The sequence below is a fragment of the Bradyrhizobium sp. P5_C12 genome (assembly GCF_054049735.1).
Map to the genome: position 1 here is coordinate 20,558 of NZ_JBFULU010000010.1, position 13,464 is coordinate 34,021.

A 13,464-nucleotide genomic window follows, 5' to 3' on the forward strand; every position below is an offset into this window, starting at 1 on the left:
TCGGCGGTCTTACGCTGCCCTGCGTCTTCATTGCCGTGCACCATGCCCGGCGTGGCCGTGAAGGCCCGCCGGAGTTTGTGCAGCACGTCTTTTTTGCCTTGGAGTTGGTCCGCGAGGGACGGAAACTGTCTTGCGTTGAGTTGCTAGCGCACGGCCTGCCCGGAGCGACTCCCTCGGGCCAGCCACTCCGCGCAAGTGAGCCGCCGATGTTCCGGCCATGGTGCGACAACCCAGTCGCCGTCAGCGAAGGCGAAAGCGCAATGAAGAGCCCGTTCTACACCGCCGATCACGACGCCTTTCGCGACGTGATGCGCCGCTTTGTCGAGAAGGAGATCGAGCCTTTCGCCCATGAATGGGACGAGGCCGGCGAATTTCCCCGCGTGCTCTACCGCAAGGCCGCCGGGATCGGGCTGCTGGGGCTCGGATTTCCCGAGGAATACGGCGGTATCCCGGCCGACCAGTTCATGAGGATCGTGGCGAGCCAGGAGCTGGCGCGCGCCGGTGCCGGTGGCGTCAGCGCCAGCCTGATGAGCCACACCATCGGCTCGCCGCCGATCGCGCGCGCAGCGCGCCTGGAGGTTAGGGCACGTGTGCTGCCGCAGGTGCTCGCCGGCGAAAAGATCTCCGCGCTCGCGATCACCGAGCCGGGCGGCGGCTCCGATGTCGCGGGCCTGCGCACCAAGGCGCGCCGCGACGGTGATCACTACGTCGTGAGCGGCGAGAAGACCTTCATCACCTCGGGCATGCGCGCCGACTATCTGACCGTTGCGGTGCGTACCGGCGGCGAGGGCGCCGGCGGCGTCAGCCTGCTCCTGATCGAAGGTGACACGCCCGGCCTGTCGCGGACGAAACTGAAGAAGATGGGCTGGTGGGCCTCCGATACCGCGACGCTGCATTTCGACGAGTGCCGTGTGCCCGCCGGGAATTTGATCGGCGAGGAGGGCCAGGGCTTCAAGATCATCATGCAAAATTTCAACAGCGAGCGCATGGGCATGGCGGCGGGTTGTACCGCTTTCGCCCGCGTCTGCCTCGACGAGGCGATTGCCTACGCCAAGGAGCGCAAGACGTTTGGCAAGCCGCTCGCCCAGCACCAGGTGATCCGCCACAAGATCGTCGACATGGCGCAGAAGGTGGCGGCGTCGCAGGCGATGCTGGAGATGCTGGCCTGGCGGCTCGAGCAGGGCGAAAGCCCCGTCGCCGAAATCTGCATGATGAAGAACCAGGCGACGCAGACCATGGCGTTCTGCGCCTCGGAAGCCGTACAGATCTTCGGCGGCGCCGGCTTCATGCGCGGCATCAAGGCCGAGCGCATCTACCGCGAGGTCAAGGTCAACGCCATCGGCGGCGGGACGGAGGAGATCATGAAGGATCTGGCCTCGAGGCAGATGGGGCTGTGACAACCGTCGTCCCGGGGCGCGCGTAGCGCGAACCCGGGACCTAGAGCTGAGTCCAACATATCGAGATTCTCCGATGCGCGATTGCGCATCGTAGTTCGACGCTTCGCGCCGCCCCGGAATGACAGGAAGCAAAATGCTATTCACCGCCGACCACGACGACATCCGCCGCTCCTTGCAAAAATTCATCGCCAACGAGATCAATCTTCATGTCGATGAATGGGAGAAGGCCGACATCTTTCCGGCGCACACGCTGTTCAAGAAGATGGGCAGCCTCGGCTTCCTCGGGCTGAACAAGCCGGTCGAGTTCGGCGGCTCGGGTCTCGACTACTCCTATGCGCTGATGATGGCGGAGGAGTTGGGCGCCATCACTTGCGGCGGCGTGCCGATGGCAATCGGGGTGCAGACCGACATGGCGACGCCGGCGCTGGCGCGGTTCGGCTCCGACGAGGTGCGGCGGGAATTCCTCAGCCCGTCGATCTCCGGCGACTACGTCGCCTGCATCGGCGTTTCCGAGCCCGGTGCGGGTTCGGACGTCGCCTCGATCAAGACCAGCGCACGTTCGGACGGCGACGACTACGTCATCGATGGCGGCAAGATGTGGATCACCAACGGCACCCAGGCCGACTGGATCTGCCTGCTCGCCAACACCGGCGATGGGCCCGTTCACCGCAACAAGTCGCTGATCTGCGTCCCCATGAAGGCCAAGGGCGTCACGGTCGCGCGAAAGCTCGACAAGATGGGGATGCGCTCCTCCGATACCGCGCAGATCTTCTTCGACAATGTCCGCGTGCCCAAGCGCAACCGGATCGGCGAGGAGGGCAAGGGCTTCACCTACCAGATGATCCAGTTCCAGGAGGAGCGGCTCTGGGGCGCGGCGGCCTGCCTGAAAGCGCACGAATACATCATCAACGAGACCATCGAGTATACCCGCAACCGAAAAGCGTTCGGGAAGTCGATCCTCGACAACCAAATCGTGCACTTCAAGCTCGCGGAGATGCAGACCGAGGTCGAGCTGTTGCGCGCGCTGATCTATCGTGCCGGCGAGGCGCTGGTGGCGGGTGAGGACGTCACAAAGCTCGCGACCATGGCCAAGCTGAAGGCCGGCCGGCTCGGCCGCGAGCTCACCGACGCCTGCTTGCAATATTGGGGCGGAATGGGCTTTACCAACGAGACGCCGGTCAGCCGCGCCTATCGCGACAGCCGTCTGACCTCGATCGGCGGCGGCGCCGACGAGGTCATGCTGATGGTCCTGTGCAAGATGATGGGCACGCTGCCCGGAAGTAAAGGTAACGTCTGATGATCACGCTCTATCACTGCGACGCCGCGCGCTCGTTCCGCCCGCTCTGGATGCTGGAGGAGATGGGGCTGCCGTATGAGTTGAAGATGCTGCCGTTCCCGCCGCGGGTGTTCGCCAAGGAGTATCTCGCGCTCAATCCGCTGGGCACGATTCCCTTCATGATCGACGGCGAGACGAAGATGACCGAGTCCTCCGGCATCTGCCACTACCTCGGCACCAGATACGCCCCGACGCCGCTGATGGTGGACGTCGAGGATCCCGCCTATGGCGCCTTCCTGAACTGGATGTATTTCAGCGACGCCACGTTGACCTTCCCGCAGACGCTGGTGCTCCGCTACACCCAGCTCGAGCCGGAGGAGCGCCGCAACCCGCAGGTCGCCGGCGACTACGCCAAATGGTTCCTGGGCCGGCTGCGCGCGGTCGAGGCAGCGACCGCGAATGCCGCAACCTTGTGCGCCGGCCGCTTCACCGCCGCCGACATCGTGATCGGCTACGCGCTCCGCCTCGCCGACAACATCGGGCTCGCCAAGGATTTCGGGCCAAATGTCGCAGCCTATTGGGCGCGCTTGCAGCAACGCGAGGGCTTCAAGCGCGCGGTTGCGGTGGAACAAAAGGCCGGAATTGAGCAGAACGTCGCGCCAAGGGTGAGGGCGTAGTCTCCGTTGTCGTCCCGGCGAAGGCCGGGACCCATACCCCCAGGGAGATATTCTGCGAAGATTGGTCGTTCGGGATTAGCGCCACCCGCATCGATAGACCTCGCGGTATGGGTCCCGGCCTTCGCCGGGACGACGGTGTTGATGAAGGGTTCCGAGCCGGCTCTACAGCCGTCCCGGAAGGCTGCCTTTTTGCGCCTCATGACAGCGCTATCCCGTCGTGACACCGCCTGAATTTAGGCTAAGGTGACCTCCGTCCGCAGCGGCCAGAGAGCCGCGCGAGGAGGACCGCCAATGGAAGATCTGGGTCGCGAATCCGACCATCTGATGCTGATCACGCCGGAACGGGTGTTTTACGCCGGCCTGCTCGGCCGCCCGCGCAAGCGGATCCCCGGTTGCTGCCAAGTCTATGTCGCGGTCAAGGGCAGCCTGCATCTGACGATCGACGACGGCCACGCCTCCGGCGAGCTGTTCGTCACCCTGCCGAACCAGCGGCATTCCATCGCCAGCGATTACCGCACCGCAATCAGCGTGACGCTGGAGCCGGAAAGCATGCCCGATGGCGTGCTGGAGGCCCTGGCCGAGCGGCTCACCGGGCCGGACAAGGCCGTCTATGCCCGCAAGATCCTCGCCGCCTACGCGCTGCTGCGGCAGCGCCGCTATGGCGACATCACCACTGCCGAATTCGACGAGATGTGCTTTGGCGAAGCGCTGCCGCGCCGCGTGCTCGACCCGCGGGTGATGCGTGCCGTCGCGCGCATCGAGCGCTTCTCCGGCGAGCCGGTGACGGCGGATACATGTGCTGCGGAAGCAGGCCTCTCGGCCTCGCGCTTCCTGCACCTGTTCAAGGAAGAGACCGGCATCTCGTTCCGGTCCTTCCGCGCCTGGAAGCGCGCGCGGCACCTGCTGCATTTCGCCAACCAGGACCTCAACCTCGCCCATCTCGCGCAGGACATCGGCTATCCCGACAGTACCCATTTCAGCCATTCGATCCGCCGCTTCTACGGATTGAAGCCGCGCGCGATCTTCGTCGGCTCGCGCGATCTCGCGATCTATCGCAGCAGCGAGACGGTGCGGCTCGCGGAAGCGAGCTGAGCTCGCTTCGTAGGGTGGGTTAGCGCAGCGTAACCCACCTCTTTTGCCTCCGCGGAGATAGACAGTGGTGGGTTACGCCAGCGGACTGCGCTTCGCGCAGCCGCAGGGCTAACCCACCCTACGACACCTCGTTTTTCCGCTAGCTTCTCCGCGCAAGAAGCCGCATGTCGCGCGTCCCATGATCGCAAGCGTTGAATTCTCAACGTGCGAGACATCTGACGCATGAGCGACAAGGCCGTCATCACCTGCGCGCTGAACGGCGTGCTCACCGACCCGAAGCAGCATAACGTGCCGGTCACGCCGGAGCAGATGGCGCGCGAGGCCAGGGCCGCGTATGACGCCGGCGCCAGCATCATGCATATCCATCTGCGCCAGCAGGCGCCGGACAAGGGGCACCTGCCGTCCTGGGACGTCGGCGTCAGCAAGGAGATCCAGCAAGCGATCCGCGAAGCCTGCCCCGGCGTGATCATCAATCACACCTCGGGCGTCTCGGGGCCGAACTACTCGGGCGCGCTCGACTGCATCCGCGAGACCAGGCCGGAGATCGCGGCCTGCAACGCCGGCTCGCTGAATTATTTGAAAGTGAAAGCCGATAACAGCTGGGCCTGGCCGCCGATGATGTTCGACAACGCGGTCGAGAAGGTGAAGGACTATCTCGACGTCATGAACGCGGTCGGCACCATCCCCGAATTCGAATGTTTCGACGTCGGCATCGTCCGCTGCGTCGGCATGTACAACCAGGTCGGCATGTACAAGGGCCCGCTCGAATATAATTTCGTGATGGGCGTCGCCTCCGGCATGCCGTCGGATCCCGATCTGCTGCCGATCCTGCTCAAGCTGAAGCGCCCCGAGGCGCATTGGCAGGTCACCGCGATCGGCCGCGAGGAGATCTGGCCGCTGCACCAGCGCTGCGCTGAGCTCGGCGGCCATCTGCGCACCGGGCTGGAGGACACCTTCTATCTCGCCGACGGCAGGAAGGTGACCTCGAACGGCCAGCTGATCGAGGCCGCGGCCGCCTGCGCGCGGCGCGCGGGCCGCGAGATCGCGAGCCCGGCGGAGGCGCGGAAGATCTTTGGGACGAATCGCTGAACGTCGTTCCGGGGCGCACGAAGTGCGAACTATGGTGCGCAGTTGCGCACCTGAGAACCTCGAGATTCCGGGTTCGATGCTGCGCATCGCCCCGGAATGACGGAGTAAACTGTGTCCATTCTCGAAAACACCATCTCCCCCGGCAGTGCCGCCTATCACGCCAACCGCGACGGCATGCTCGGCCTGATCGACCGCATGCGCGCGCTGGAAGAGCGCACGCGTGCCGCGTCCGCCGCGGCCAAGGATCGCTTCCACAAGCGCGGCCAGCTGCTGCCGCGCGAACGCGTCGCGCTGGTGCTTGACCCCGGCGCGCCCTTCATCGAACTGTCGACGCTCGCCGGCTACATGTTCGACGTATCAGATCCGAACAAGAGCGTGCCCGGCGGCGGCGTCATCGCCGGCATCGGCTTCGTCTCGGGCATCCGCTGCATGGTCAGCGCCAGCGATTCCGGCATCGACGCCGGCGCGCTGCAACCTTTCGGCCTCGACAAGACGCTGCGGGTGCAGGAGCTCGCGCTGGAGAACAAGCTGCCTTACGTCCAGCTTGTCGAAAGCGCCGGCGCCAATCTCTTGCGCTACCGCGTCGAGGATTTTGTCCGCGGCGGCAACATCTTTCGCAACCTCGCGCGGCTCTCGGCGGCGGGCCTGCCCGTCGTCACCGTGACGCATGGTTCATCGACCGCGGGCGGCGCCTACCAGACCGGCCTGTCCGACTACATCGTCATGGTCCGCGGCCGCACCCGCGCCTTCCTCGCAGGTCCCCCGCTGCTGAAAGCCGCAACCGGCGAGATCGCGACCGAGGAAGAGCTCGGCGGCGCCGAGATGCATACCCAGGTCTCCGGCCTCGGTGATTACCTCGCCGAGGATGATCGCGACGCGCTGCGCATCGCACGCGAGATCATGGCGGCGCTGGAGTGGGAGCGCCCGGGCAAGGCTGCTCCGCAATTCAAGCCGCCGCGCTACGACCAGGACGAGCTGCTCGGTATCATGCCGATGGACCACAAGCGCCCCGTGGACATGAAGCAGGTGATTGCCCGCATCGTCGACGATTCCGACTTCACCGAGATGGCGCCGAATTACGGCCCCGCCACCGTCTGCGGCCATGCCCGCATCGAGGGCCAGGCCATCGGCATCATCACCAACAACGGTCCGCTCGATCCCGCCGGCGCCAACAAGGCGACGCATTTCATCCAGGCCTGCTGCCAGACCCGCACGCCGATCCTCTATCTGAACAACACCACCGGCTACATGGTCGGCAAGGCCTATGAAGAAGCCGGCATGATCAAGCACGGCTCGAAGATGATCCAGGCGGTGACGTCGGCGACGGTGCCGCAGATCACCATCTATTGCGGCGCCTCGTTCGGCGCCGGCAATTACGGCATGTGCGGGCGCGGCTTCCATCCGCGCTTCTGCTTCTCCTGGCCCAACGCCAAGACCGCGGTGATGGGCGGCGAGCAGGCCGCCGAGACCATGGCCATCGTGACAGAGGCTGCCGCCGCACGGCGCGGCAAGCCGGTCGAGAAGGACAAGCTCGACGCCATGAAGGCGCAGATCGTCGGCGTGTTCGACGGCCAGATGGACGTGTTCTCGACCAGCGCGCGCGTGCTCGACGACGGCGTGATCGATCCGCGCGACACCCGCGCGGTGCTGTCGGAGGTGCTCGCGATCTGCCGCGAGGGCGACGCACGCACGCCCCAGCGCATGCAGTTCTCGGTGGCCCGGCCATGAGGAACGGATCAGTGCAGCACCGGCCGTTCTTCAAGGTTTTGGTCGCCAACCGCGGCGAGATCGCGCTGCGCGTAATGCGCAGCGCGCGGCAGCTGGGCTTAAGCGTCGTCGCGGTCTATTCGGATGCGGATCGCGATGCGCTGCATGTGCGGCAGGCCGACCGGGCCGTGCGCATCGGCGAAGCGCTGCCGGCGCAGTCCTATCTCAACATCCCCGCCATCATTGCTGCCGCAAAGGCCAGCGGCGCGGATGCCGTCCATCCCGGTTACGGCTTCCTCGCCGAGAACGAGGCGTTTGCGCAAGCCTGCAAGGATGCCGGCCTCGTCTTCATCGGCCCGTCGCCGCAGGCGATCGAGGCGATGGGCAACAAGGCGGGCGCCAAGGCGATCATGGCGAAGGCGGGCGTGCCCATTGTGCCCGGCTATCAAGGCGCTGACCAGAGCGACGAGGTCATGCTTGCGGAGGCCAAGAAGATCGGCTTCCCCGTCATGATCAAGGCGGTCGCCGGCGGCGGCGGCCGCGGCATGCGGCTCGTGACGGATGCCGCGTCCTTTCCGGATGCGCTGCGCAGCGCGCGATCGGAGGCCAACGCGGCGTTCGGCGATCCAACCGTCATCCTCGAACGCGCCATCCAGAATCCACGCCATATCGAGATCCAGGTGTTCGGCGACAGCCATGGCAACGCCATCCATCTCGGCGAGCGCGACTGCTCGGTGCAGCGGCGGCACCAGAAGCTGATCGAGGAAGCGCCGTCGCCCGCGGTGAATTCAGAGCTGCGCGCGAAAATGGGCGAGGTCGCGGTCGCTGCGGTCAAGGCCCTGCGTTACGAAGGCGCCGGCACGCTGGAATTCCTGCTCGACCCCAGCGGCGAGTTCTACTTCATGGAGATGAACACACGCCTCCAGGTCGAGCACCCCGTGACCGAGGCCATCACGGGGCTCGATCTCGTCGAGCTGCAACTGCGCGTCGCGCGCGGCGAGCCATTGCCGGTGAGGCAGCAGGACGTCAGGTTTTCGGGCCACGCCATCGAGGTGCGGCTGTGCTCGGAAGACGCCAGGCAAGATTTCATGCCGCAGTCCGGACGCATGGCGCGCTGGCAGGTGCCGGACGGATTGCGTGTCGAGCACGCGCTGCAGTCGGGCTCGGAGATCCCGCCATTCTACGATTCCATGATCGCCAAGGTCATCGGTCATGGCGCGACGCGCGAGGAGGCGAGGGGACGGCTGATCGTCGGCCTGGAGCAGCTCACGGCGTTCGGCGTGACCACCAACCAGGCGTTCCTGATGGCCTGCCTGCGCCACCCCGGCTTTGCCGGGGGTGAAGCGACGACGGCGTTCATCGGAGCCCATCGTGACGAGCTGCTGGCGCCGCGAACGGATACCGCATTCGTTACCGCGCTGGCGGGCCTGCTGCTCTACGTCACCAATCCGCGCGCGCCGTCATGGCACAGCGGACGGAGTCTCGCGGCAACATTTCCGCTCCCGGTCAAAATCGAGATCGCCGGCCACACGCATGAGCTCGAAGTGACGCGCGAACGCGACGGCGGCTATGTCGTCGCGACCGACGGCGGGCAGGACAGGTTCGAGATCGACCAGCTCGATGCCGACGCCATCCGCTTCCGCCATGGCGGCGTGATGGACAGCGCGACATTCCTGCGCGACGGCGACCGGCTCCACCTCGCGCATCGCGGCATCCCGGTGGCGGTCACCGATCTCACCCTCGCCGCGCCGAAGGCCGCTGCGAGCAACGGCGGCGACGGCAAAGTCCGCGCCGCCATGAACGGCCGCGTCGTTGCCGTGCTGGTCAAGCGAGGGGACCGCGTCAGCGCCGGCCAGCCGGTGCTGACGCTGGAAGCGATGAAGATGGAGCACGTCCACAAGGCCGGCATCGACGGCGTGATCGCCGCGATCGACGTCGCCGAAGGCGAGCAGGTGACCACCGGCAGGATCGTGGTGGAGATCGGGCCGGCTTAGTTAGCGCGGCAAACCCAACTGGTCGTCCCGGCGAAGGCCGGGACCCATAACCACAGGATTGGGTTTGGCGATGACTGGCAATGAAGAGTTATCCCGCGGTACTGGCACCGGCACTCACCGATGGATCACGCGGTATGGGTTCCGGCCTTCGCCGGGACGACGGCGGAATTATTGTCCGCGCCCCGTCCCCTCATTCAGCAAACACGCCACCTGATGCCCGGCGCCCGCTTCCACCAGCGCCGGCCGCTCCGTCCTGCACCGATCCATCGCAAACCGGCATCGCGTGTGAAACGCGCATCCCGGCGGCGGGTCGACCGGGCTCGGCACGTCGCCGTCGACCAGCGGCGCGAGCTTCTTGGCAAACGGGTTCGCAACCGGCACCGAGGCGAGCAGCGCCTGCGTGTAGGGATGCCGCGGATTGCGGAACAGCTCGTCCTTGTCGGCGATCTCGACGATGCGGCCGAGATACATCACCGCGACGCGGTGGCTGATATGGGCGACGACCGCCAGATCATGAGCAATGAAGAGATAGGAGAAGCCGTGCTGCCGTTGCAGGTCGATCAAGAGGTTGATCACCTGCGCCTGGATCGAGACGTCGAGCGCCGAGACCGGCTCGTCACACACGATCAGCCGCGGGCCGAGCGCCAGCGCCCGCGCGATGCAGATGCGCTGGCGCTGGCCGCCGGAGAATTGATGCGGGAAGTTGCGCATCTGGTCGGGCCGCAGCCCCACCTGCTCGAACAGCTTTGCGGTGCGCGCCTCCAGCGCCTTGCCGGTCGCGAGCCCGTGCACCGCCAGCGGCTCGCCGACGATATCGCCCGCCGTCATGCGCGGATTGAGCGAGGCGAACGGGTCCTGGAACACGATCTGCATCGACCGGCGATGCGGCCTGAGCTGCGTCTTGGAGAGACGGGTAATGTCCTCGCCGTCGAGGCGGATCTGGCCCGAGGTCGGCTCGACCAGCCGCAGCACGCTGCGCGCCACCGTCGATTTGCCGCAACCGGATTCGCCGACCAGACCCAGCGTCTCGCCCGTGCCAAGCGAGAACGAGACGCCGTCGACCGCATGCACGGTGCCGACCTGCCGGCGCAGCACGCCGGCGCGGACCGGATAGTGCTTTTTGAGGTCGGTGACTTCGAGCAGCGGCCCGGTCATGCCACCTCCGCCACTTCGGCCGCGCGCCAGCAGGCCGCGAGATGGCCGCCGCCCCAATCCTCCAATGGCGGATAGTCGTCCAGGCAGCGCTTGATCGCGAGCTTGCAGCGTGGTGCGAAAGCGCAGCCTTGCGGCAGCCGGACCAGCGACGGCACGGTGCCGGGGATTTCGTTCAGCCGCACTTGGGCGGCGAGACCGGATGCCGGCACCGCCGGGATCGAGGCCATCAGCCCGCGCGTATAGGGATGTTTTGGCGCAGCGAACAGCGCCTCGACGGTTGCTTCCTCCACCTTCCTGCCCGCATACATCACGATCACGCGCTGCGCGGTCTGGGCGACGACGCCGAGATCATGGGTGATCAGCACGAGCCCGGTGCCGAGTTCCTTTTGCAGGTCAAGGATCAACGCCAGGATCTGCGCCTGGATGGTGACATCCAGCGCGGTGGTCGGCTCGTCGGCGATCAGCAGCGCCGGCCGGCAGGCCAGGGCCATCGCGATCATGGCGCGCTGGCGCATGCCGCCGGACAATTGGTGCGGATATTCCCGCGCGCGCCGCGCAGGCTCCGGAATGCGCACCAGCCGCAGCATCTCGACCGCAATATCCTGCGCCTCCCTGGCCGACACCGTCCGGTGCAGCCGCACGGCCTCGCTGATCTGGCTGCCGATCCGCATCACCGGATTGAGCGAGGTCATCGGCTCCTGGAAGATCATGGAGATGCGGTCGCCTCTGATCGCGCGCATGCTCGCTTCATCCAGCGCCAGCAGCTCGGTGCCTTCAAGCGTGACGGAGCCGCCGACGATGCGGCCGGGCGGATCCGGCACAAGCCGCATCAGCGACAGCGCGGTCACGCTCTTGCCGCAGCCGGATTCGCCGACGATCGCCAGCGTCTCGCCGCGCCTCACGGCGAACGAGACGTCGTCCACCGCCTTGAACAGACCGGAGTTCGTGAAGAACACCGTCTTCAGGTTCTTTACCTCGAGCACGAGATCGGTTGCCTGTTTCATCAGCCGCGCTGCCGGGGATCGAGGATGTCGCGCAGGGCGTCACCGAACAAATTTGCGCCGAACACCGCGAGGCTGATGGCGATGCCCGGGAAGATCACGAGCCACGGCGCGGTGCGGACATATTCGGCCGCGGATTCCGAGAGCATGCGGCCCCAGGACGGATAGGGCTCGGGAATGCCGAGGCCGAGGAAGGACAGCGAGGCCTCGGTGAGGATGGTCGAGCCGAGCTGGGCGGTCGCGAGCACGATCAGCGGTGCCAGCGTGTTCGGCAGCACGTGGCGCAGCGCGATGCGCACCTCGCTCATGCCGATCGACTTGGCGGCCTCGATGAAGGGCAGTTCGCGCAGCGCCAGTGTGTTGGCGCGGATCACCCGCGCAACCGTCGGGATCAGCGGAATGGCGATCGCGATGATCACGTTCGGCAGTGACGGGCCGAGGGCTGCCGTCATCACCAGCGCCAGCACCAGCAGCGGCAGCGCCTGGAGCACGTCGGAGACGCGCTGGAATACGAGATCGACCCAGCCGGAGAGATAGCCGGAGGTCAGTCCCACGATCACCCCGATCGAGCCGCCAAGCGCGGTCGAGCCGATTCCGACCGCGAGCGAGATCCGCGCGCCATGGATGATGCGGCTGAACACGTCGCGGCCGAAGGAATCCGTGCCCATCCAGTGCGCCAGGCTTGGGCGCGCCAGCGCGCGGGCGGAGTCGATCGTCAGCGGATCGTAGCGTGCGATGAAGTCGGCGAAGATCGCGGTGAGCACGAACACGGTCATGATGACGAGCCCGGCAGCGCCGAGCACATGCCGCTGCGCCAAAAACAGCACGCGCCGCCAGCCGCCCGTCGCATGCGCCCCGGCGCGCCGCAGTTCAAGGTCATAGTCGATCGCGGCCATCGGTCTACCTTCCCCCTCTCCCCGCCTGCGGGGCCGCGACGAGCTTCGCTCGCGCTGGAAGGGTCGGGGTGAGGGGGGCTCTCCGCGGGGGAGGTGACAGTCGGACTCGCGGACACTCCCCCTCACCCGAATTTGCGCTCCGCGCAAATTCGACCTCTCCCCGCAGGCGGGGAGAGGTGAAGGAACGCGCAAGCGCTGTGTGGGCGACAATCATACGACTAATCCGTGTACCGAATCCGCGGGTCGAACACCGCGTACAGCATGTCGACGATGAAATTCGCGCTCACCACCACGACGGCGATCAGCATCACGAGGTTCTGCACGATCGGATAGTCGCGCCAGCGGATCGCCTCGACCAGGAAGCGCGCGACACCGGGGATGTTGAACACGGTTTCGGTGACGATCAGGCCGCCGATCAGGAATGCGGCCTCGATGCCGATCACCGTAATCACGGGCAAGATCGCGTTCTTCAGCGCGTGCTGGTAGTTCACGGAGGCCTCGGAGGCGCCCTTGGCGCGCGCGGTGCGGATGTAGTCCTGGCGCAGCACCTCCAGCATCGAGGAGCGCGTGATGCGCATGGTCAGCGCGGCGCTGCGGAAGCCGACGGCGGCGGCGGGCACGGCGTAGGTCGCGAAAGCTTCCAGCCAGGTCGCCGGATTCGGGTTGAAGATCGGCATCTGGCCGAACATCGCCACCGACGCGGTGAGGATCAGCAAGCCCAGCCAGAACGAGGGCAGGGACAACCCGCTGAGGCTGACGACCCGCAACGCGTAATCGAGCCTTGTGCCCTGCTTCACCGCGCTGATGACGCCGAGCGGAATGCCGATGGATGCGGAGAACAGCAGCGCAAGGCCGGCGAGCCGGGCCGTGATCGGGATCCGCGGCAGGATTTCCTGAAGGGCTGGTTTCTCCGAGACATAGGAGTAGCCGAAATCGCCGCGCAGGAAGCCGCTGATCCAGTGCAGATATTGCACCGCCAGCGGCCGGTCGAGGCCGAGCTCCTTTTCAAGGTTGGCCTTGTCGGCCGGATCGACATAACCGGCCGCGGCAAACAGGATGTCGACGATGTTGCCGGGCACGACGCGCAGCAGGAAGAAGATGACGATCGAGATCCCGAACAGGGTCACGAGCATCAGGAACAGGCGCCGCACCAGATAGGCAAACATCTCTCGCCTCCGAG

General features: G+C 66.2%; 11 protein-coding genes. 7 read left to right on the forward strand and 4 right to left on the reverse strand.

The genetic code is table 11. The features are described from left to right. Nucleotides 1–260: 260 nt before the first annotated feature. The 7 genes from ACXJMY_RS11720 to ACXJMY_RS11750 all read left to right on the forward strand — a co-directional run bounded on the left by ACXJMY_RS11720 (nt 261) and on the right by ACXJMY_RS11750 (nt 9,232). Complete coding sequence (locus ACXJMY_RS11720) at nt 261–1,397, forward strand: acyl-CoA dehydrogenase family protein (protein WP_456619484.1); 1,137 nt, start codon at nt 261–263, stop codon at nt 1,395–1,397. A gap of 133 nt (nt 1,398–1,530) precedes the next feature. Further along, complete coding sequence (locus ACXJMY_RS11725) at nt 1,531–2,694, forward strand: acyl-CoA dehydrogenase family protein (RefSeq protein ID WP_456619485.1); 1,164 nt, start codon at nt 1,531–1,533, stop codon at nt 2,692–2,694. Then, on the forward strand, nt 2,694–3,350 hold the full coding sequence (locus ACXJMY_RS11730; protein WP_456619486.1) for a glutathione S-transferase family protein: 657 nt from the start codon (nt 2,694–2,696) through the stop codon (nt 3,348–3,350). The genes ACXJMY_RS11725 and ACXJMY_RS11730 overlap by 1 nt, the downstream gene beginning before the upstream one ends. Before the next feature lie 291 nt (nt 3,351–3,641). Further along, nucleotides 3,642–4,442 (forward strand): helix-turn-helix domain-containing protein, encoded by an 801-nt coding sequence (locus ACXJMY_RS11735; protein ID WP_456619487.1) that lies wholly within the window; start codon nt 3,642–3,644, stop codon nt 4,440–4,442. A 222-nt stretch (nt 4,443–4,664) separates the two neighbouring features. Continuing rightward, nucleotides 4,665–5,531 carry a 3-keto-5-aminohexanoate cleavage protein gene (locus tag ACXJMY_RS11740; RefSeq protein ID WP_456619488.1) on the forward strand — a complete coding sequence of 289 codons (867 nt, stop codon included), beginning with the start codon at nt 4,665–4,667 and terminating at the stop codon, nt 5,529–5,531. A gap of 111 nt (nt 5,532–5,642) precedes the next feature. Continuing rightward, a complete protein-coding gene (locus ACXJMY_RS11745) occupies nt 5,643–7,259 on the forward strand; it encodes an acyl-CoA carboxylase subunit beta (protein WP_456619489.1) in 1,617 nt (538 codons plus the stop codon). Continuing rightward, complete coding sequence (locus ACXJMY_RS11750; RefSeq protein ID WP_456619490.1) at nt 7,256–9,232, forward strand: acetyl/propionyl/methylcrotonyl-CoA carboxylase subunit alpha; 1,977 nt, start codon at nt 7,256–7,258, stop codon at nt 9,230–9,232. The genes ACXJMY_RS11745 and ACXJMY_RS11750 overlap by 4 nt, the downstream gene beginning before the upstream one ends. 168 nt (nt 9,233–9,400) lie before the next feature. On the opposite strand, the gene ACXJMY_RS11755 is transcribed toward ACXJMY_RS11750, so the two are convergent. The 4 genes from ACXJMY_RS11755 to ACXJMY_RS11770 all read right to left on the reverse strand — a co-directional run bounded on the left by ACXJMY_RS11755 (nt 9,401) and on the right by ACXJMY_RS11770 (nt 13,450). Next, nucleotides 9,401–10,387, reverse strand: coding sequence for an ABC transporter ATP-binding protein (locus tag ACXJMY_RS11755; RefSeq protein ID WP_456619491.1), 987 nt, complete (start codon nt 10,385–10,387; stop codon nt 9,401–9,403). After that, a complete protein-coding gene (locus ACXJMY_RS11760; RefSeq protein WP_456619492.1) occupies nt 10,384–11,391 on the reverse strand; it encodes an ABC transporter ATP-binding protein in 1,008 nt (335 codons plus the stop codon). Before ACXJMY_RS11760 ends, ACXJMY_RS11755 begins: the two co-directional genes overlap by 4 nt. Next, complete coding sequence (locus ACXJMY_RS11765; RefSeq protein WP_456619493.1) at nt 11,391–12,284, reverse strand: ABC transporter permease; 894 nt, start codon at nt 12,282–12,284, stop codon at nt 11,391–11,393. Before ACXJMY_RS11765 ends, ACXJMY_RS11760 begins: the two co-directional genes overlap by 1 nt. 218 nt (nt 12,285–12,502) lie before the next feature. Next, the gene (locus ACXJMY_RS11770; RefSeq protein WP_456619494.1) at nt 12,503–13,450 is read right to left on the reverse strand and encodes an ABC transporter permease; all 948 of its coding nucleotides are present in this window, start codon (nt 13,448–13,450) and stop codon (nt 12,503–12,505) included. Between the last annotated feature and the right edge of the window lie 14 nt (nt 13,451–13,464).